19 protein-coding genes are annotated in these 19229 nt (G+C 56.6%); 14 read left to right on the top strand and 5 right to left on the bottom strand.

What is annotated here, in order from left to right; translation table 11 throughout:
* Positions 1 to 23: 23 nt before the first annotated feature.
* On the bottom strand, positions 24 to 881 hold the full coding sequence (gene ppsR / locus BN1936_RS01400) for a posphoenolpyruvate synthetase regulatory kinase/phosphorylase PpsR (RefSeq protein WP_022443619.1): 858 nt from the start codon (positions 879 to 881) through the stop codon (positions 24 to 26).
* Positions 882 to 993: 112 nt separating this feature from the next.
* Here ppsR and ppsA point away from each other — a divergent pair, with 112 nt between their 5' ends.
* From ppsA to BN1936_RS01430, 6 genes are all read left to right on the top strand, one after another.
* Entirely contained in the window at positions 994 to 3360 is a 2367-nt protein-coding gene (gene ppsA / locus BN1936_RS01405) for a phosphoenolpyruvate synthase (protein WP_049686455.1), read from the top strand.
* Positions 3361 to 3475: 115 nt separating this feature from the next.
* A complete protein-coding gene (locus tag BN1936_RS01410) occupies positions 3476 to 3901 on the top strand; it encodes an NfeD family protein (RefSeq protein WP_049686456.1) in 426 nt (141 codons plus the stop codon).
* A 51-nt stretch (positions 3902 to 3952) separates the two neighbouring features.
* Positions 3953 to 4909, top strand: coding sequence for an SPFH domain-containing protein (locus BN1936_RS01415; RefSeq protein WP_022442695.1), 957 nt, complete (start codon positions 3953 to 3955; stop codon positions 4907 to 4909).
* Between the two features lie 90 nt (positions 4910 to 4999).
* On the top strand, positions 5000 to 5563 hold the full coding sequence (locus tag BN1936_RS01420) for a hypothetical protein (RefSeq protein WP_049686457.1): 564 nt from the start codon (positions 5000 to 5002) through the stop codon (positions 5561 to 5563).
* Positions 5564 to 5593: 30 nt separating this feature from the next.
* Entirely contained in the window at positions 5594 to 5965 is a 372-nt protein-coding gene (locus BN1936_RS01425; RefSeq protein ID WP_022442693.1) for a hypothetical protein, read from the top strand.
* A gap of 84 nt (positions 5966 to 6049) precedes the next feature.
* Positions 6050 to 6565, top strand: coding sequence for a hypothetical protein (locus tag BN1936_RS01430; RefSeq protein ID WP_049686458.1), 516 nt, complete (start codon positions 6050 to 6052; stop codon positions 6563 to 6565).
* Between the two features lie 59 nt (positions 6566 to 6624).
* On the opposite strand, the gene BN1936_RS01435 is transcribed toward BN1936_RS01430, so the two are convergent.
* A complete protein-coding gene (locus BN1936_RS01435; RefSeq protein ID WP_232422048.1) occupies positions 6625 to 7242 on the bottom strand; it encodes a response regulator transcription factor in 618 nt (205 codons plus the stop codon).
* Between the two features lie 473 nt (positions 7243 to 7715).
* Here BN1936_RS01435 and BN1936_RS01440 point away from each other — a divergent pair, with 473 nt between their 5' ends.
* The 7 genes from BN1936_RS01440 to BN1936_RS01470 all read left to right on the top strand — a co-directional run bounded on the left by BN1936_RS01440 (position 7716) and on the right by BN1936_RS01470 (position 14006).
* Complete coding sequence (locus tag BN1936_RS01440) at positions 7716 to 8147, top strand: hypothetical protein (RefSeq protein ID WP_022443249.1); 432 nt, start codon at positions 7716 to 7718, stop codon at positions 8145 to 8147.
* A gap of 354 nt (positions 8148 to 8501) precedes the next feature.
* Positions 8502 to 8723, top strand: coding sequence for a FeoA family protein (locus BN1936_RS01445; protein WP_022443248.1), 222 nt, complete (start codon positions 8502 to 8504; stop codon positions 8721 to 8723).
* 15 nt (positions 8724 to 8738) lie between these two features.
* Positions 8739 to 8966, top strand: coding sequence for a FeoA family protein (locus BN1936_RS01450; protein ID WP_049686459.1), 228 nt, complete (start codon positions 8739 to 8741; stop codon positions 8964 to 8966).
* Between the two features lie 16 nt (positions 8967 to 8982).
* Positions 8983 to 11331 (top strand): Fe(2+) transporter permease subunit FeoB, encoded by a 2349-nt coding sequence (feoB, locus tag BN1936_RS01455; protein ID WP_049686460.1) that lies wholly within the window; start codon positions 8983 to 8985, stop codon positions 11329 to 11331.
* A gap of 84 nt (positions 11332 to 11415) precedes the next feature.
* The gene (locus BN1936_RS01460) at positions 11416 to 11661 is read left to right on the top strand and encodes a FeoC-like transcriptional regulator (RefSeq protein WP_022443246.1); all 246 of its coding nucleotides are present in this window, start codon (positions 11416 to 11418) and stop codon (positions 11659 to 11661) included.
* 123 nt (positions 11662 to 11784) lie between these two features.
* A complete protein-coding gene (locus tag BN1936_RS01465; RefSeq protein WP_022443245.1) occupies positions 11785 to 12618 on the top strand; it encodes a deoxyribonuclease IV in 834 nt (277 codons plus the stop codon).
* 98 nt (positions 12619 to 12716) lie between these two features.
* Positions 12717 to 14006 (top strand): YihY family inner membrane protein, encoded by a 1290-nt coding sequence (locus BN1936_RS01470; protein ID WP_049686461.1) that lies wholly within the window; start codon positions 12717 to 12719, stop codon positions 14004 to 14006.
* Here BN1936_RS01470 and BN1936_RS01475 read toward each other — a convergent pair.
* Complete coding sequence (locus tag BN1936_RS01475) at positions 13981 to 14904, bottom strand: XRE family transcriptional regulator (RefSeq protein ID WP_022443244.1); 924 nt, start codon at positions 14902 to 14904, stop codon at positions 13981 to 13983. The two genes, BN1936_RS01470 and BN1936_RS01475, sit on opposite strands and share 26 nt — an antisense overlap.
* Positions 14901 to 15104: a hypothetical protein gene (locus tag BN1936_RS01480; RefSeq protein WP_022443243.1), complete on the bottom strand. Its 204-nt coding sequence runs from the start codon at positions 15102 to 15104 to the stop codon at positions 14901 to 14903. Before BN1936_RS01480 ends, BN1936_RS01475 begins: the two co-directional genes overlap by 4 nt.
* Positions 15105 to 15398: 294 nt before the next feature.
* On the opposite strand from BN1936_RS01480, the gene BN1936_RS01485 reads away from it, so the two are divergent.
* Entirely contained in the window at positions 15399 to 17186 is a 1788-nt protein-coding gene (locus tag BN1936_RS01485; protein WP_049686463.1) for a flavocytochrome c, read from the top strand.
* A gap of 86 nt (positions 17187 to 17272) precedes the next feature.
* On the opposite strand, the gene BN1936_RS01490 is transcribed toward BN1936_RS01485, so the two are convergent.
* Positions 17273 to 19180, bottom strand: a complete 1908-nt coding sequence (locus BN1936_RS01490; protein ID WP_049686509.1) for an ABC-F family ATP-binding cassette domain-containing protein — start codon at positions 19178 to 19180, stop codon at positions 17273 to 17275.
* Positions 19181 to 19229 lie beyond the last annotated feature (49 nt).

Genomic DNA, 19229 nt, shown 5'->3' on the forward strand with positions numbered 1-19229 from the left:
CGGCGAGAAGGAGCAGGGAATCCTCAGCCGATCCGCTCATGCTTCTCGAGGTGCAGCGTGGCGATGATCGTTGCGGCAATTTCTTCAATCGACTTCGTGGTGGAGGAGAGGTAGGAAATGCCTTCACGGTCCATCATCGCTTCGCAGGAAGAAATCTCGTAGCGGCAGTTCTCGATCGATGCGTAGCGGGAGTTCGGACGGCGCTCATTTCGGATTTCATGCAGACGTTCGGGGGAAATCGTGAGGCCGAAAAGCTTGTCGTGCACTTTGGCGAGCGCCTCGGGCAGTGTTCCGCGGTCAAAGTCCTCAGGGATGAGCGGATAATTCGCGACTTTGATACCGAACTGCATAGCCAGAAAAAGGGATGTCGGCGTTTTGCCGGAACGGGACACTCCGACGAGGATCACCTCAGCTTCGTCAAGACCAAAGTCTGTCTGCCCGTCATCGTGTGTCAGCGTGTAGTCAATGGCCGCGATACGGCGGTCATAGTTTTCTTCATTCCGGATCCGGTGTGTCATGCCGACCTGATGCGAACTCTTCATGCCGAGTTCTTCTTCCAGCGGATTCACGAAGCTGCGGAAAAGCTCGGACACAAACCCCGTACACTCGTCACAGAACGCGTTACTGATTGATTTCCGGGAGAAAGTTGAGAAGACCAGCGGACGCATCCCGGTTTTTTCCTGCACGAGATTGATGCGGTCTGCCGTGGCGACAGCCTTTTCGACCGTGTCGACAAAAGGAATGCGGCGCTGTTCATAGTTCAGATTCGGGAACTGAGTGAGCACAGCCTGGGCCAGTGTCTCAGCCGTAATTGCGGTGCCATCCGAAACGATGAAAACCGGGCGCGGAATGGTGCTGGAAGGAGGATTGAGGTCAGCCATAGTAAAACACCTTAGGTGGAGATTGGCGGAGTCTTCCCCCGCATTCGCTCGAATTGTTTAGAATGCGGTCAATTCTAAACATTCCCCACATCGGGGGTAGAGAGGAAATGGCATGCAGGGCAAGTACGTTATTCCGTTTAGCGAACTCAGATATACCGATGTTAACCGGGTGGGCGGCAAGAACGCCTCTCTTGGTGAACTGCTCTCCCAGCTGACGAGTGCGGGAATTCGTGTTCCTAACGGATTCGCAACGACTGCTGATGCTTTCAGGCTCTTCCTGAAGGAAAGCAACCTGAATGAGCGTATTAACAAGAGACTCGAAAGTCTCGACGTTGAAGATGTGAACGAGCTCGCCAAGGCGGGCGCCGAGATCCGTCAGTGGGTCGAGGAAGCCCCGTTCCCGGCTGAACTCGAGAAGGAAATCCGTGAGTATTACGACTGGCTGCGTGACGGCGCCGAGATCTCGGTGGCTGTCCGTTCTTCGGCTACTGCCGAGGATCTTCCGGACGCCTCGTTCGCCGGTCAGCAGGAAACCTACCTCAATGTGAACGGAATCGATCAGGTTCTCGCCCGCATGAAGGAAGTATTCGCTTCGCTCTACAACGACCGCGCTATTTCCTATCGTGTTCTGAAGGGCTTCGATCACGCTGAAGTGGCGCTTTCCGCCGGTGTTCAGCGTATGTGCCGCTCCGATAAGGGCGCTGCCGGCGTGATGTTCACGCTCGACACAGAATCCGGTTTTGACCAGGTGGTCTTCATCACCGCTTCCTACGGCCTCGGCGAAACCGTGGTGCAGGGCGCTGTGAACCCGGATGAGTACTACGTTCATAAGCCCATCCTCGAACAGGGCAAGTTCCCGATCATCCGTAAGCAGCTGGGTTCCAAGCTGATCAAGATGGAGTTCAACACTGAACCCGGTGCCAAGGAATCCGTCCGCACGGTTGATACGACGGAAGAAGAACGCCACCAGTTCGCTCTGACTGACGAGAACGTGATTGAACTCGCTCAGTTCGGCCGCCTGATTGAAAAGCACTACGGCTGCCCGATGGATATCGAGTGGGGCAAGGACGGTATCGACGGCAAGATCTACATTCTGCAGGCCCGTCCGGAAACGGTTAAGAGCCGCCAGAACAAGGCTGACGTCCAGGAAAAGTTCACGATCAACAGCAAGGGTGCCAAGACTCTTGTGACCGGCCGTGCCATTGGTCAGAAGGTCGGAGCGGGCCCCGTCCGCATCGTTCTGTCCGCAAAGGAAATGGATCGCGTGCAGCCGGGTGACGTGCTCGTGACCGATATGACGGACCCCAACTGGGAACCCGTGATGCGCCGTGCCTCCGCCATCGTGACGAACCGCGGCGGCCGTACCTGCCACGCGGCTATTATTGCCCGTGAGCTCGGTATTCCGGCTGTGGTTGGCTGCGGCAACGCGACCGAACTCCTCGCTGAGAATCAGGAAGTGACGGTGTCCTGCGCCGAAGGCGATACGGGCCACGTCTACGAGGGCAAGCTTGACTTCAACATGGAAGAAGTGAAGCAGGGCGCTCTCCCCGAGATCCCCGTGAAGATCATGATGAACGTCGGCAATCCGCAGCTCGCTTTCGAGTTCCAGAAGATCCCGGCGAAGGGTGTTGGTCTTGCCCGTCTCGAGTTCATCATCAACAACAACATCGGCGTGCATCCGAAGGCCTGCCTTGAGTACCCGAACGTTCCGGGCGAGCTCCGTGACGCCGTCGAGCGTCTCTCTGCCGGCTACGCGAATCCGCGCGAGTTCTACATCAGCAAGATCGCTGAAGGCGTTGCGACCATTGCCGCCGCGTTCTATCCCCGCAAGGTGATCGTCCGCATGTCCGACTTCAAGAGCAACGAATACCGCAAGCTGATCGGCGGCAAGCTCTTCGAGCCGGTGGAAGAGAATCCGATGCTCGGCTTCCGCGGTGCTTCCCGCTACATCTCGAATTCGTTCGCCGAGTGCTTTGAGCTCGAGTGCCTCGCCATGAAGCGCGTCCGTGATGAAATGGGTCTCACCAACGTTGAGCTGATGATCCCGTTCTGCCGCACGATCGATGAAGCGAAGAAGACTGTTGCGATCATGGCTTCCCATGGTCTGAAGCAGGGTGAGAATGGCCTGAAGATCAACATGATGTGCGAGATCCCGAGCAACGCGCTCCTCGCGGATCAGTTCCTCGACATTTTCGATGGCTTCTCGATTGGTTCCAACGATCTGACGCAGCTCACGCTGGGTCTCGACCGTGACTCCGGTCTGGTGGCTGCCTCGTTCGATGAACGTAACGACGCTGTCAAGGCTCTCCTCTCGATGGCGATCTCTGCCTGCCGCCGCCGAGGCAAGTACTGCGGTATCTGCGGCCAGGGCCCTTCCGATCACGAGGACCTCGCCCGCTGGCTGATGGATCAGGGTATCGAATCGATGTCCCTCAATCCGGATACCGTTGTGAGCACCTGGAGGCGTCTCGCGAAGTAACCGCGCTTAACATCCATCCACTGCCGCTATAACCCGGTAGACTATGGATAAGAGGCTGCAGCAGCTGAAAAGCCGCTGCAGCTTTTTTTATAGGCAGTGCAGGGAGGTGCGGACGATGCCGGTTTGGATTTGGTTTGTTGCGGCTGGGGTGCTTGGAGTGGCAGAACTCCTGACGGGCACTTTCTACATGCTGATTCTGGCGGTGGCGGCCTGTTTCGGGGCTGCGGCGTCGCTCCTCGGCTTCGGGGCCACAGTTCAGGTTGTGGTCGCCGCTGTTGCCGCTTCGCTCGGCTGCGGGTACCTCTGGCGGCGTCACAAGGCCGGGCGGCTGGCGGAGAAGCCCGGAGACAATTCCTTCGATATAGGTCAGCCGGTAGAGGTGAAAGCCTGGGCGGAAGACCGCACGGCCCGCGTGCAGTATCGGGGGGCGGAGTGGCTTGCCGAGGCAGTGCCGGGAGCGGAACTGGTGCTGGGACGCTGGGTGATTGAGCGGACAGAGGGGCCGCGGCTTGTCATTGCACCGTCACGCAAAAACGGGTAAGTTTTACGGGAACAGTTTTTCTGCGGGCTTCTTAGAGAGGTGGGCGAGATTATGACTTCAGGCTTTATTTTTGCGTTGGTGCTCGCTGCGATTGTCGCAGTGGTGGCCTATAAAGGTATCTGCGTCGTACCGCAGCAGACTGCCTGGGTGGTAGAGCGTCTGGGACGGTTTCATGCTGTGCTGAATCCCGGGCTGAACCTCGTGATTCCGTTTATTGACCGGATCGCGTACCGCCATTCCCTTAAGGAAGTGCCTCTTGATACACCGCAGCAGATCTGTATCACGAAGGACAACACGCAGCTCTCCGTGGACGGCGTGCTGTTTTTCCAGGTTACGGATCCTCAGCGGGCGTCGTATGGCACCAGCAACTATGTGATCGCCATCACGCAGCTCGCTCAGACTACACTCCGCTCCGTCATCGGCCGCATGGAGCTTGACCGGACCTTTGAAGAGCGCGATACGATCAACCACTCCGTGGTTTCAGCCATCGACGAAGCCGCCCTGAACTGGGGTGTCAAGGTGCTCCGCTACGAAATCAAGGATCTCACGCCGCCGAATGTGATTCTCCAGGCCATGCAGCGCCAGATCACGGCAGAACGTGAAAAGCGCGCCGTCGTGGCCACCTCTGAAGGCAAGAAGCAGGAAGCGATCAACCTCGCAGAAGGCGCCCGCGCGGCCGCTGTGGCGCGGTCTGAAGGCGAAAAGCAGTCGAAGATCAACATCGCTGAAGGCCAGGCCGCGGCTACAGTCGCAATCGCAAAGGCCACAGCTGAAGCTCTGCGCCAGATGGCGTCCGCAACCGAGGAACCGGGCGGCATGACTGCTGTCAATCTGCAGGTTGCCCAGCGCTATGTGGATGCTTTTGCGAAGATTGCAGATCAGAGCAATACGCTTGTTGTGCCTGCCAACATGGGAGATCTCGCCAGTCTGATCACCTCTTCCATGGCGATTGTGAAGGGCGGAAGCGCAAAACCTAACGCGGCAGGTGTAAAAAATCCGGCGCCGTAGTAGAATTTCGAATTACTTAGGCACTTTGTCTGTCCTGTGACAGTCTCTGTCCGGCGGCAAGGTGTCCTTTTGATTGAGGTTTAAGAAGAGATGCCAGATCAGGCAGCAGCAGAAAATTCTGAAGGTACGAATCAGCAGAACGGCGAAGCGAAGCAGAAGCATTCGCTTTCGCTTGGGAACGCTGAAGACGTCTATCAGATCTGCTTCGCGTTTATTGAAAACGTGAGTGAGATATTCGTTCGCGCGTCGACCGGAGAAATCACGAGCGAGCAGGCTGAGCAGCGCATGGAAAATGTGAACGAATGGCTCACGGAAGCGCTTCTCGGCGGCATCGATGGGGTAGAGGCGAAGGAAGGCTGGACCGGAGCGCCTCTTGCCCGCAGCCTGATCGCTGATCTGTCCGGGGATATTTCAAAACTTCCCCGTCAGGCTCAGGAAATGCTCTCTTCAACCGACGGCGTCATCATGTTTGCGGCGATCCGCTTCATGCATGAAGTTCAGGAGATGGTGAGTGAGATTAACCATGTTCCGGAGACCGATGCCGACAAAGCAATTGAGAAACAGGGACGGCTTCTTCATGACCTTTGCGTCAAGTGGACGGACCGCTTTGTAGGGAAGGGGAAGCCCGACATCATCCTCCCCGGATCCCTTTAACTTTAGTTGATGTGTAGCAAGGAGATAGGAATGGCTGGAAACAAAGCTGACGAAAAGGCAAAGACTGAGGCCCCGAAGACCGCTGCCAAGGCGGCCCCGGCTCAGAAGTTTGTCCATATTCTTACGCTGGGCCATGGTGCTGCAACCCGCAACGTGCAGCTGATTACTGACTCCCCCAAGGCTCCGAAGGTCTTCGAGGAATTCATCACGGGTTTCCGTTCCGGTCGTACCGACCTGATCTGGACCCCGACGCCGAAGGATCCGGTTTTCGCCATCCGCATGAGCGCGATCGACTTCTATGAGTATCGTGTTCAGAGGGCCGTGGCGGCTCAGCCCGCGGTTCAGGCTCCGGTTGAGGAGGCTCCTGCCAAGGCTGCTGAAAAGGCTCCTGCCAAGAAGTAATCTGGGTTTCTGTAGGATCCCCTGTAAAAGCCGCTTCGGTTATGCTGAAGCGGCTTTTTGATTATCAGGAGTGTGTCAGGAGAGATGGAAGAAGAACTAAAACGTATCGGGCATCAGACCCGCCGCCGTCCCATCCGGCCGGTCAGGCTGCGGGGAAATTACCCATCGCAGGCCGAGAGGCTCCCTGAACTGACATCCCCCGCAGTGCTGGAAGAAATTTTTTCTGAGGCGCTCAGAAAAACAGCGGCCAGAGCAGAGGCTCTGAGAGCAGGGGCGCTGACGGAGGACGATATCAGGGCTGCGGATTCGCGGCTCGTGAACTGGCTCGAGGATACCCTCTCTGGCGGGAATCCGGCCTTTGGGACCACAGAGAACTGGAATCCGGAGAGGCTTGAAGCGTATCTCTGGAAAAATTTCAGCGAGCAGCTCAGCCTTGGACCGCGGCCTGAAGCAAGCGCGATCCGGGCGGCGTCCGAACTCTTTGTCCGGAGTCTCTGGCGGGAGATTCGGGAGTGCGGCGGCGCGGTGCCGCCTGAAAAGGCTTCGGATCTCATTTCGGGGTGGGCCGCGCTTTTCTCAGGCGCGCCGGTCAGCCGATAAAAAAACGGCACCCGGAGGAGTGAGCCCCGGATGCCATTTCTTTCTGCGGTCCTGAAGGATTACAGGGGATCGCCGCAGCGCATCAGAAGCCGCGCGATTTCAGCGGCGTTATGAATCTCAAGCTTCCGGTAGGCCGAACCGCGGTGAACCTGAACGGTCTTCTCAGAAATGCCCAGCCCCTCTGCCACAGCCTTATTGGAGGCGCCCTGGGCTACCATGCGGATCACCTCGCGTTCGCGCTGCGTGAGGGACTCGAGCTTCGTCTTGAAGCTGGAAATTTCAGCGTCAGCGCGGCGGGCGTTCAGATTCTTCAGCACGGCGTTGCTGATCGCGTCCAGTAGCTTCCGGTCATCCACCGGCTTCTGCAGGAAATCCACTGCGCCGCTCTTCAGGCCGCGGACCGCCATATCAATGTCGCCGTGTCCTGAAATAAAGATGATGGGGAAATCGACGCCCTTGTCTTTCAGAGCATCCTGAAGCTCAAGACCGCTCATCCGGGGCATTCTTACATCAAGCAGAAGGCAGCCCGGGCGGGAGAAATCGTTCGCAGCGAGAAATGCGAGCGCATTGGAGTATGTCACGACTTCCCAGCCTTCCCCTTCGATCAGGAAGGCCCAGGAACGCCGCATGGCGTCATCGTCATCGATCACGCGGATCAAAGGCTTGAGATTGTCCAAGTTTTGTCTCTTTATCGGAAGGAGGCGTTATCTCGGGACCGTCTCCCATTTTCTTCTCATCTCCTGGGCCCGTTTCCGAGCGGGCACCCTGAGCATACTTTGTGAAATATTTTAGTCGCCATCAGGCATTCTGATTAAGGATTTAACCGCTTTTTTCTGAAACGGCTGTGGTGTCATCCGTGCCATTGCGCCTAAGAGCTACTCCTAAAGGGGGTTGAAAAAATCGAAAAATGCGTGAATAATGTTTTACGTAAAACAAATAAACCAAGTTATATACAAGAAAGGTAGATGTTTAGTACAGCTTTTCCTTCTAGCTGTCAGATGCCTGAATCTTAAGACATTTCATTGTGTAACAAAGGTGTCTTTTGGAAATAATCAATGGCATTTAAGCGGCTAATAAGAGAGCGTGACTAATAATACTTTCAACAGAGTACCCGCCGGGGCAGTAACCCGGCAATGAGGAGTCACAAGACATGCTGATGCGCGATATCAATTTGCTGCTGCCTTCCGCGATCCGTACGATGAGAAGCTCGCTCCGCGACGTTTCCCGTCAGCAGATTCCGTTTACGGTGGACGGCCTTATCCGTCAGGGACTCCCGGAAAAGTTTGCCTCCCAGGTGCGTGAGGCGGCGAAAGAGCTGGGCGGCGAGCGCCTGGTGGTTGCTCGTTTTATCGAAGAGCTCTTCGCAATGAATCACGAAACCTTTGAGGCTCATGAGTCCCTGATGAAGTGGATCAATTCCCATGATGCCGGGAAGGGTGAGGAAATCAAGGCTCGGGTCCGCGGGATCCTGAACGCCTGGTATGAAGATGAGTTTGGGCCGGGCTATCTCGAGTCCGTGACGCCCGATGACGAAGAGACGGTGCAGGACAAGGCCCGCATCTTCGTGAATCATCTCTTCTGAAAAAGAAGTCTGGCGGAGGATTCTCACCGCCTAACTGAAGAAGCAGCTCCGTTGGGGGCTGCTTTTTTATGTCTGAAGGATCCGACAGAGAAGATAAAACCGATTCCTGTTCTCGATAATGTTGAAATTTTCAAACGTTTGAATGAGTATGAGTCTCACAAATTTTTAATCTGAATATTAAATAAAATAAATAAAAACAAATAAATATAAAAATCATTCCGTGTAGTTCTTTTTAATAAATGATAATAATTATCAGAAGTGATAAACTTCACATGAAATTCTGCGGCGATAGACCGCAGTTTGCCTAAAAACTGTCCTCCCGGTTTTGGGAGGATTGCCACCAAGGGGTTCGAAATGATCAAGCCGTTGACGGAGCTCGGGATCGGGAATCCCGGGATTGTGACCGCGATCCGCGGTTCCGTAAAAGAAGTGAGTTCGCTGAAGGATCTGGGACTGCATCTGGGTTCTCAGGTGAAAGTGCTTCATGGGAAGGAAGGCGATTCAATCATGGTTGCAGTGGGAGATGCCCGCATCGGCATCAACTACCAGATGGCAAAGAAAATTCTTGTTCATTGACTAGAGAGACTTTTCATGATTCTGAATGAATTGAAGGTTGGGGACCGCGGCAAGATCGCGAAGTTCCTCGGGGGACAGCCCGATTACCGACGTCATCTTCTGATGCTGGGTGCGACGCCTGGAGCCACCTTCGAAGTGGTGCGCGTTGCTCCGATGGGGGATCCGATTGAGATCCGTGTCCGCGGTTCGATGGTTTCTGTCCGCAAGGGTGAAGCGGAAATCGTCGAAGTTGAAAAGCTCTAATCCGGGAGAACCACTCGTGTCCAAACATATTGTCTGCATCGTCGGCAACCCTAACTGCGGCAAGACGACTCTTTTCAACGCTATTACCGGTTCCAAGCAGGAAGTCGGCAACTGGCCTGGCGTTACGGTTGAGAAGAAGGTCGGTCATTACAGCTACGATGGTCACGATATTTCGCTCGTCGACCTGCCGGGTATCTATTCCGTTACGCCCTCCAACGCGACGGGCGAGGATGAGCGCGTCGCGCGCGACTATCTCCTGTCCGGAGAGGCTGAGGCGGTGATCAACATCGTTGACGCCGGCAACCTTGAACGCAACCTCTATCTCTCTACCCAGCTGCTCGAAATGCGGGTGCCGATGATCATGGTCGTTAACATGATGGACATTGCGCGCCAGCATAAGCTCGAGATCAATCTTGATCGTCTTTCCGAACGCTTCGGCTGCCCGGTGATCGGCATGGTGGCGAGCAAGGAAAAAGGCCTGAAGCAGCTTGAGGACGCGGTGAACCGCATGGTGGACAGCCAGACGATTCCGGCTAACGCCGTGCAGTATCCGTCTGACATCACTGCCGCGATCGACGCGATCGCGAAGCGGCTTGAGGCGACCGGCGCGAAGCACGCCCGCTGGACGGCCACGCAGGTGCTCGAAAACGCGGAACTCGCTTCTGAACTGCCCTCTGATGTCACGCACGATCTGCTGGAACTGAAGCGTCCGGTTGAGCACTATGGCGAAGACCTGGATATCGCTATTGCCGATACCCGCTATCAGCTCGTCGGCACGATCTGCGAAGAGGTGCTGCACCACAAGGGTGACGTGGGCTCTACCACCACCGATAAGATCGACAAGATTGTTCTGAACCGCTGGCTCGGCATCCCGATCTTCCTTCTCGTGATGTACCTGATGTTCGTTTTCACGATTAACGTCGGCAGCGCATTTACCGACTTCTTCGATATTCTCGTGGGCGGTGTGCTGGTTGACGGTTTCGGTCAGCTTCTCACCAGCATTGGTGCACCGGGCTGGCTGAAGACGATTCTCGCGGACGGTGTCGGCGGCGGTATTCAGACGGTTTCCACCTTCATTCCGGTGGTCTTCTGCCTGTTCATCTTCCTCTCCTTCCTTGAGGACTCGGGTTACATGGCCCGCGCCGCTTTCGTGATGGACCGCTTTATGCGCTCCATCGGTCTGCCGGGCCGCGCGTTCATTCCGCTCATCGTGGGCTTTGGCTGCGGCGTTCCCGCCATCATGTCCACCCGTACGATGAACCGTGAGTCTGACCGCATCATGACCGTCATGATGGTGCCCTTCATGTCCTGCGGTGCCCGTCTTCCGGTCTATGTGCTGTTTGGCGCTGCGTTCTTCGCTGGAAGCGGCTCGCTCCTCCTCTTCAGCCTTTATCTGATCGGTATCTGCGTCGCCATTCTGACGGGTTTCCTTCTGAAGAAGAATGCCTTCCCGGGCAATAACGCCTCCTTCATCATGGAGATTCCGCCGTATCACATCCCGACGCTTCGCGGCATCTGGAACCACACGGCAGAACGTGTCGGCGCCTTTATCGGCCGCGCCGGCAAGGTGATTACCGCTGTGGTCGTGGTTCTGACGTTCCTGAACTCCTGGGGCACGGACGGAACTTTCGGTCACCAGGACAGCGAGGACAGCGTTCTCTCTGCTATCGGTAAGACGATCGTTCCGGCCTTTGAGCCGATGGGCATTACGCCTGTAAACTGGCCTGCTTCTGTCGGCGTCTTCACGGGCGTTCTGGCGAAGGAGTCTGTGATCGGTACGCTTAATTCTCTCTACGCAGTGGCTGCTGACCGCGAAAACGCAGCGGCTGGTGTGGATACGAAGCCTGATGAACCGGAAGAAGCCTGGAGCTTTACCGCTACACTGCAGGAAGCCCTGAGCACGACTGGGGATAATCTGCTGGGTCTTGCGGGACAGCTTGAAAATCCGCTTCTCAAGGGTACCCATATCGGTGATCTCTCGAACACGGAAGAAGCCGTTGAAGAAGCTGAAGGCACAATGACGACCGTCACGATGATGCAGAAGCTCTTTGGCTCGACCACCGCGGCTTTTGCGTACCTCCTGATGGTGCTGCTCTACATGCCCTGCTGCGCCGCTATCGGTACGATCTGGCGTGAAGTGGGTACCCGCTGGACCCTCTTCGCCTGCGCCTGGACCACCGGTATCGGCTACTGCTCCGCTACGGTCTTCTATCAGATCGCCACGTTTGCCCAGCATCCGGCTTATTCGCTCAGCTGCATCGTGGGAAGCGCCGCGTTTGTCGCTGTGATGATCCTCTGGATGCGCGCGAGCCGTAACAATGCGATCAAGAACGGCCCCCGTGTGATCCCGATCAAGGCGGCCTGATCAGGCAGATAAGAATTCCGCTTCCGGCCCCGTCAAAGGGGGCCGGAAGCGGCTCACTCCCGAAAGGGAAAGGAATTTTTGAGCATGGCAAGTCTTATTGAACTGCGTGACTACGTGAAGTCAAAAGGAAGCATCAGCCTGATTGAGATGGCAAATGAATTCCGCACGCCGAAAGAACTCCTCGAACCGATGATGGAGCGCCTCGTGCAGAAGGGGCAGATTGAAACCTGGGTTCCGAAGGTGATGCATTCGCCGTGCTGCAGTGACAGGAAGTCCTGCGGATGCGGCGGTGAGGAAAAGCCTGTCCGGTACTACCGCTGGGTTGAATAAGCGGGATCAGGGGTTTCGAATCAAAGTGCCTGTAAGGGGGGGGAGAGACGAGGGTCTTTCACCTCCCTTTTTCTTGCTAACCTCTCCTCTAACAGTTATCTATTGAAGAAAGAGGAAATTGAAATGCTGAATATCGGCTGCCACCTGTCGTCGAGCAAAGGCTATCTCGCGATGGGAAAAGAAGCAGTGAAGATCGGTGCATCGACCTTTCAGTTCTTTACGAGAAATCCGCGAGGCGGTTCCGCGAAGCCGCAGGATCCAGAAGATGTGAAGGCGTATCTCGCGTTCGCCTCGGAACACGGTCTTACGCCGGGCCTGGCGCACGCGCCCTACACGCTGAACCCCTGTTCTGCGGATCCCTCGATCCGGCAGTTTGCCCGCGAGACTATGGCGGATGATCTGGTGCGGCTTTCCGCGCTTCCTGGTTTCCAGTACAACTTCCACCCGGGTTCCCACGTGAAGCAGGGCGTGGAAGAGGGTGTCCGGCTGATCGTTGAAATGCTGGATGCGGTGCTGACACCGGATATCAAGACTACGGTGCTTCTCGAAACGATGGCGGGCAAGGGGAGTGAGGTTGGCCGCTGCTTTGAGGAGCTCCGGATGATCATGGATCGTGCGAAACTCGGCGATCGGCTGGGCGTCTGCCTCGACACGTGCCACATCTGGGACGGCGGCTACGATATTGTCGGAAACCTTGACGGAGTGCTGGAAGAGTTTGACCGTACGGTGGGTCTTAACCGACTGAAGGCGATTCATCTGAATGACAGCAAGAATCCGCGTTCAAGCCATAAGGACCGGCATGAAAAAATCGGCGAAGGAGAGATTGGATTGGACGCTCTGGTCCGTGTGATCAACCACCCGGCGCTGAAGCATCTGCCCTTTTATCTCGAGACCCCGAATGAGCTTCCGGGCTACGCGCATGAAATTAAGCTCCTGAGAGAGCATTATGTAGAGTAAGAAGCTGCGGCATGAGCAGGCGGAACCCCGGGTTCCGGGCCTCTCAGGAGACCGCGGACCGGGGTATCGCCCGCAGGAAAGAATTTTGAAGGAGAGCCATGCCGCTCGCGTTAGATAAGAAACTGGATAAAGAATTCGGCCGCCAGGGGCTTGCCCTGACGCTGAAGCGCCTGTCAAAGCTCGCTCTGAACCGATTCAGCGAAACCAACATCGTGGAGATTTCAAGCTCCATGACGCTCGCCACGGTGCTTTCCATCGTCCCGCTGCTCGCCGTGGCGCTCGCGGTGTTTTCCGTGATTCCGGCCTTTGCGGTGTACCGCAAGGAGCTCGAGCTGATCCTCGCGAACGTCATTCCAGGTCAGTACAGCATTCAGATCTTTCACTATCTGAGAGGCTTCTCCGAACATGCGCGGGGTCTCTCAGCCTTTGGTTTCGCGGGTGTCGCGCTTTCAGCCTGGTTCCTGATTGATAAGATTTTCAAGACGATCAATCAGATCTTCCGGGTCCGTCATCAGCGGTCCATCGCCCAGAAGGCGGTTCTTTACTGGGCGCTTCTGACGCTTGGTCCCGTGGTGACTGTCGGCAGCATCACAGTGACCACGTATCTCGCGCGTCTCGCGCTCTCGGGGTTCTCAGGAGGCATCGTTTTCTGGGGACTCAATACGCTCACCTTCATCATTCAGACGCTGGGTTACAGCGCGATGTTCTACGCGATTCCCAACTGCCGCGTGAAGTGGCGGGATGCCATGGCGGGCGGTCTTTTCACCTCAGTGGTCGGTCTTGTCGTCAAGTGGGGATTCTCGGCCTATATCAGCCACGGAACGCTGACGAGTCTCTACGGGGCGTTTGTCGCGCTTCCGGTGTTCATGCTCTGGATATATGCGACCTGGATCCTGATTTTTGCCGGCGCCGGCGTGACCGCTACGCTTCCTATGATCGCGAGCGGCCGTTTCGGGGATACTTATAAGCATGGCAACAGCCTGGCTACGGGAATTGGGCTTCTTGAAGCCCTGATGCGGGGAAAAGAAGCGGGTAACCCGGTGGTGCCGGTTGAGAAGCTCTGCCGCAAGGTAGACAGTTGGCCTGAGGCGGTAGGAGCGATTCTCGAGCAGCTTGCGGAAGTGGGTTACGTCTCCCGGGTGACTGACAGGCGGGGGAAGGGCGATGCCTGGGTGCTGATCGCGGATCCCGATAAGGCGACGCTGAAACCCGTGGTAGCCGCTCTCGCGCTGGATCCGACCATCCGTCTCTTCAAAGAGGAAAATGCCACGGACTCGTCCTGGTACCACGGCCTCATGGCGGATAAGGTGCTGAATACACCGCTCTCCGTCGTGCTGCACGGCGAAGAGCGGCAGGCGGCGGCTAAACGAGAAGCCCGCGAGCCATAAATTTTGATCCGGTCCGGAGCACCACCGGACCGATTACCGTGATCAGAGACGAGAAATCAGACTCTGAGAAAGTGCGGACTGGATAGGCCGGATTGTCAAACTGAATAATGACCGAACCGTCAGGTTCTTTCAGCAGGCGGCCAAGCGTGCTCTGTCCCTGCCAGAAAAGGAGATGCACCGCGCCGTAGTGAACCCGGTTCGGGTTTCCGGTATCCACGACGATTGTGTCCTCGGGACAGATCGCGGGTGCCATCGTATCGGTGCGGACCACAAACTGCCGGCAGGCCTTTGGGTCATGCCCCTTCAGATCCGTTTTCGGAATCACGGCGTCAATCCGTTCATCGGACGGCACCAGCACCGGGATGCGGGGAGACTTCCCGCGGATCAGCGAGAAAGTCGGCACCGAGGCGTAGAGGTGGCAGCGGCTGGCACAGGGATCCTTCTTCTTTTTTTCAGATTTTCCGGATTCTGCGGCCGGCTCGTCCTTAGCGGAGGATTTCTCTTCCGGCACTTCGAGGTCAAGCGGCATCGTATAGTCCGGGTTCCGCGGTCGGCCGGGCGATTTCTTGGGTGCCTCAGGTTCGGGATCCGGGCGCGTTTCCGCGGCAGACTCCAAATGCGCGGGTTGGACCGCAGGCGCAGTCATCTCATGAATCCAGTCATCCGCAGGGCTCACCCAGGGCTGCCCCTGACCGTCAGAAAGCCAGCGGGCATTGACGTTAAAGAGGTCCGCGAGTCTGAAAAGAACATCCGCCTGGACCTTCCGTGTATCGCCGGCAAGCCACTTCGCGACGGCGGGCTGCGAGACGCCAACCTGATCCGCGACATAGCGCTGCTTATAGTTCATCCGCTCCATGCAGGCACGGAGCCGATCGGCAAAGGTCTGTTTTGCTGTCATTTCGTAAATAAGGCGGTAAGAAACTGAAGAACGGCACGGGCCGCAATGAAAGTAATGATGAAGGTCGCTGCCATTCCGGCGATCTGCACAGCATGGCTTCGGCTGAGCGCGTAAACGCGGGGTCCGATCCTGCTCCAGAGAGGCATGAAGAGCACCGCCGCGAGAATAAAGGCGATTACCCAGAGAATGACGGAAATCATGGCGTAATAACTGCGGTAAACATAAAACTACCGTAATAATGCCTCAAAAATACGGTTTCTGTCAGCCTGACTGCCGGAAGAAGGGGATTTTAAACGGTTTTCTGAGTCGAAAGAGGATGTAGTACGAGCAAAAAAGCCTCCCAATGAATAACCCATCCGTTATCTAAAAAACTTTGACATAAGGCATAAGTGATTCAGAAAATTGATCCAATGGAATTCATAACTCCGATAATAATCGCGAGGTTATCTGTTACAGGATAAGCAGTTTCGTTATTTTTAAGGAGAGAACGAAATATGAAATTTGCTTTTAAACCGATCGCGATTGCAGCAGCCCTTGCTTTTATCGGAACCGCCGCAGTGGCCTCCCCGATGAAGCCCGGTACCTATACCGCCAAGGTTAACGGTCACAACGCGCCGCTCACGGTTGAAGTAACGGTCGACGCGAATAAGATCCTTTCCATTAAGACTCCGGATGATCAGGAGTCGCTTGGTGTCGGCAAGGCCGGTCTCAAGAAGACCGCGGATAACATCCTTCGCTACCAGTCCATCGGAGTTGACGCGGTAACGGGCGCCACTTTCTCCTCAAACGCGCTGAAGGAAGGCGTTGAGAAGTGCCTGAAGCAGGCCGGCGCCGATATGAAGCAGTTCACCCGGAAAGCTGAAAAGCATCCGATCCATAACCGTACCTATCAGGCTGATGTTGTCGTGATCGGCGGCGGCGGAGCCGGCCTCGCGTCCGCGATTTCCTCGATGCAGGCCGGGGCGAAGAAGGTGATCGTTATTGAGAAGCTCGGCTATGTCGGCGGCTCAACGAACGTGAGTGAAGGCGCTCTGAACGCTGTGGACGATCAGCGTCAGAAGGCGCAGGGTATCAAGGACAGCTACGAAACTTTCTACGAGACCACGATGCATGGCGGCCACGATAAGGGCGATCCGACCCTTGTCCGCTTCCTCACGAGTCACTCAATGGACGCCGTGAATTGGCTGGAAAGCCTCGGTGTGAAGTTCAACGACCATATCGGCGCCGCGACCGGGTCTCTTGGTCAGCGTTCGCACTATCCGGCGACCCCGTACGGCAATACCTATATCCGTACGTTTGAAAAGGTGATCGCGGATTCGAATGGCAAGATTCAGGTGCTCCTTGATACGCCGGCCGTGAAGCTCATTCAGAATAAGAGCGGCCGTGTGGTGGGAGTTGTCGGTAACAACTTCGGCTCCAAGGTTACGGTGATGGCGAAGGACGGAGTGATTATCGCGACCGGTGGTTTCGGCGCGAATGTCGCGTATCGCCAGAAAGGGAACACCGGCGTCTGGAAGAACATCAAGCTCGATAACTCGATCGGCTGTACGAATATTCAGAAGGCAGCCCAGGGTCAGGGCCTCTTCCTCGCTCAGAAGGTTGGCGCCAAGCTGATCGGCCTCTCTGACATTCAGATTCACCCCTGCGGCACCCCGGGTACCGGCCTGATGGAAAACATCCGTACGTCCGGCCGCAACCGTATTTTTGTGAATTCTGACGGTAACCGCTTCGTGAATGAAGGCGCGGCGCGTGACGTTCTCGCGAACGCCATTTTCCAGCAGAAAGGCAGGACTTACTGGATTGTCGTGAATAAGCTCCGTTATCCGACTCCGGATTTCAAGGACCGCATGGGCGCCTCAATCCGCAATATGGAAGCGCTCGGCGCAGTGGTTAAAGCCCCGACGCTTGATGAGCTTGCGAAGAAGACCGGCATGAATGCCGAGAATCTGAAGAAGGCTATCGCGGACTACAACGCGGTTGTTTCCGGGAAGGCAAAGGATAAGCTCGGGTTTGTCGCGAACAACAAGGACGATAAGCAGATGACGGAAGGTCCCTGGTACGCCTGCCGCAAGGTGCCGACCGTGCATCACACGATGGGCGGTATCAAGATCAACGTGAAGAGCCAGGTGATCAACACGAAGGGCAAAGTGATCCCGGGTCTCTATGCTGTCGGCGAAGTGACGGGCGGCATTCACGGATCCAACCGTCTGGGCGGCAACGCCATTGCGGACATCATGACGTTCGGCCACGCAGTCGGACCGCATATTGTCCAGGGCAAGTAAACTTCTGGTTCTCTGAATCAGCAAAATAAAAATGGGGGAACGGTTATAAACCGCTCCCCCATTTTGCATGCTTGGAAAGAAGTGCTCTATGCGATGGATTCAAGCTCTTCGGAGAGTTCCAGCCATTCGGCTTCGAGGGTCTCCTTCTCTTCCGTGAGAGCGCTTCGTTCTTTCAGTGTTTCTTCCACCTGAGACTTTTCCCCGCTGTAGAAAGCTGGATCCGCGATCTGAGCGTCCAGTTCAGCAGCCCGGGCATCGATTTCCGCCATCCGCTTTTCCGCGGCATCAATCTTCTTCTGGACCGGTTTGCGGAGCGAGGCGATACGCGCGCGTTCCTTCGCGGCTTCGCGCCGCGCTTCTTTCTGAGTGACAACCGGGGCAGCGGCGCTGCGGTTCTCTTCCTTCTGTGCTGCCGCGCGGTCCCGGCGGTCCGAAAGGACGAGTTCAGCGTAGTCGTCGAGGTCACCGTCATAAGCCGAGACATGACCACCGCGGACAAGCCACAGCGTTTCCGTGGCCGCCCTGAGAAGGTGACGGTCGTGCGACACAATAAGAACCGAACCGCCGAACGTGGAAAGCGCGATTGTGAGCGCCTCGCGGGTTTCCATATCGAGGTGGTTAGTCGGTTCGTCGAGCACGAGAAGATTCGGTTTTTCCCAGGCGATGAGGGCGAGCGCGAGGCGGGCTTTTTCGCCGCCAGACATCGGCTCTACGAGTTCATTCACCTGGTCCCCCGAAAAACGGAACTTGCCGAGGAAATCGCGAAGCTCCTGCTCACGGGTGTCAGGGGCCATCCGTCTCAGATGCTGAAGCGGTGTTTCATCGAGCCTCAGGGAGTCAAGCTGGTGCTGGGCAAAGTAGCCGATCGTGAGACCCTGACCGCGGCGGAGAGTGCCGGACATAAGCGGAAGCTCTCCGCAGATTCCCTTCACAAGCGTTGACTTGCCGGCACCGTTGACGCCGAGAACACCGATCCGTTCGCCGGACCGGACGCAGAAGGACACGTCCTGCAGCACCGGGGTATCGCCGTAGCCGAGAGACATGTTTTCAGCGTCCAGCAGATGATCCGGGAGCCGCTCGGGTTCCGGAAATTCAAACCGCCACTCAGCCTTCGCGCGTACCGGTTCAACCGCCTGCAGTTTTTCCAGCATCTTGATGCGGGACTGCGCCTGGCGGGCTTTCGTCGCTTTATAGCGGAAACGGTCGATAAACGCCTGCAGGTGGGACGCGGTGCGTTCGTACGCGCGGGCACCGGCTTCCTGCTGACGGAGCCGCTCAATCCGCATCGCTTCGAAGTCAGAATAGTTGCCGGCATAGCGGCGGATTGTACCGTCCTCAATCGACCAGATTGTGCCGACCGCGCTGTCCAGGAACTCACGGTCGTGAGAAATGATGACAATCGTGGCCTGAACCCGCTTCAGCCAGGCCTCGAGCCAGATCACGGAGTCAAGGTCGAGGTGGTTCGTCGGTTCGTCGAGAAGGAGCAGATCCGCAGGACGCATCAGGGCGCGGGCGAGCGCGAGGCGGTTTCTCCAGCCGCCCGAGAAATCACGGACCGGAAGCGTGGTCTGCGCTTCCGAGAATCCGAGACCGTGAAGAATGGTTTTGGCATTCGCGGCGATCGCGCCTTCATTCAGTTCCGCAAGTGTCGCCATGGCCTGAGCGAGCGCCATATCATCGCCCGACCCTTCAGCGGCCTTCAGAGCCGCCTTGGCAGCTTCAAGCGGGGCGTGGCCGGAGAGCACGAAATCGAGTGCCGACATATCAACCGCCTGGATGTCCTGGGCAACGTGCGCGATGCGGTCTTCCGCAGGGTGTTCGATTTCCCCTGCTTCTGTCTGAATTTCTCCGAGAATCGCGGCGAAAAGCGTCGATTTTCCGCAGCCGTTCGGACCGACGAGACCGACACATTCGCTGTCGGACGCGAGCACCGAGGCGTGGCTGTAGAGAACGCGGACGCCTCTCACGAGGCTGACATCAATAAGGCGTAGCACAATCAAACCTTTCTAAAAACATGAAAAAGGCGGCGATGATCGCCGCCCT

It is taken from the genome of Dakarella massiliensis, assembly GCF_001182045.1.
In the GTDB taxonomy this organism is placed as follows: domain Bacteria; phylum Pseudomonadota; class Gammaproteobacteria; order Burkholderiales; family Burkholderiaceae_F; genus Mesosutterella; species Mesosutterella massiliensis.

Excerpts from the sequence above, each read along its gene's own strand:
- BN1936_RS01415 (WP_022442695.1), top strand. The coding sequence starts at position 3,953 with ATGACTTCAGGCTTTATTTTTGCGTTGGTGCTCGCTGCGATTGTCGCA.
- BN1936_RS01445 (WP_022443248.1), top strand. The coding sequence starts at position 8,502 with ATGATCAAGCCGTTGACGGAGCTCGGGATCGGGAATCCCGGGATTGTG.
- ppsR (WP_022443619.1), bottom strand. The coding sequence starts at position 881 with ATGGCTGACCTCAATCCTCCTTCCAGCACCATTCCGCGCCCGGTTTTC.
- BN1936_RS01440 (WP_022443249.1), top strand. The coding sequence starts at position 7,716 with ATGCTGATGCGCGATATCAATTTGCTGCTGCCTTCCGCGATCCGTACG.
- BN1936_RS01465 (WP_022443245.1), top strand. The coding sequence starts at position 11,785 with ATGCTGAATATCGGCTGCCACCTGTCGTCGAGCAAAGGCTATCTCGCG.
- BN1936_RS01485 (WP_049686463.1), top strand. The coding sequence starts at position 15,399 with ATGAAATTTGCTTTTAAACCGATCGCGATTGCAGCAGCCCTTGCTTTT.
- BN1936_RS01430 (WP_049686458.1), top strand. The coding sequence starts at position 6,050 with ATGGAAGAAGAACTAAAACGTATCGGGCATCAGACCCGCCGCCGTCCC.
- BN1936_RS01425 (WP_022442693.1), top strand. The coding sequence starts at position 5,594 with ATGGCTGGAAACAAAGCTGACGAAAAGGCAAAGACTGAGGCCCCGAAG.
- BN1936_RS01410 (WP_049686456.1), top strand. The coding sequence starts at position 3,476 with ATGCCGGTTTGGATTTGGTTTGTTGCGGCTGGGGTGCTTGGAGTGGCA.
- BN1936_RS01460 (WP_022443246.1), top strand. The coding sequence starts at position 11,416 with ATGGCAAGTCTTATTGAACTGCGTGACTACGTGAAGTCAAAAGGAAGC.
- BN1936_RS01475 (WP_022443244.1), bottom strand. The coding sequence starts at position 14,904 with ATGACAGCAAAACAGACCTTTGCCGATCGGCTCCGTGCCTGCATGGAG.
- BN1936_RS01480 (WP_022443243.1), bottom strand. The coding sequence starts at position 15,104 with ATGATTTCCGTCATTCTCTGGGTAATCGCCTTTATTCTCGCGGCGGTG.
- BN1936_RS01420 (WP_049686457.1), top strand. The coding sequence starts at position 5,000 with ATGCCAGATCAGGCAGCAGCAGAAAATTCTGAAGGTACGAATCAGCAG.
- BN1936_RS01450 (WP_049686459.1), top strand. The coding sequence starts at position 8,739 with ATGATTCTGAATGAATTGAAGGTTGGGGACCGCGGCAAGATCGCGAAG.
- BN1936_RS01470 (WP_049686461.1), top strand. The coding sequence starts at position 12,717 with ATGCCGCTCGCGTTAGATAAGAAACTGGATAAAGAATTCGGCCGCCAG.
- ppsA (WP_049686455.1), top strand. The coding sequence starts at position 994 with ATGCAGGGCAAGTACGTTATTCCGTTTAGCGAACTCAGATATACCGAT.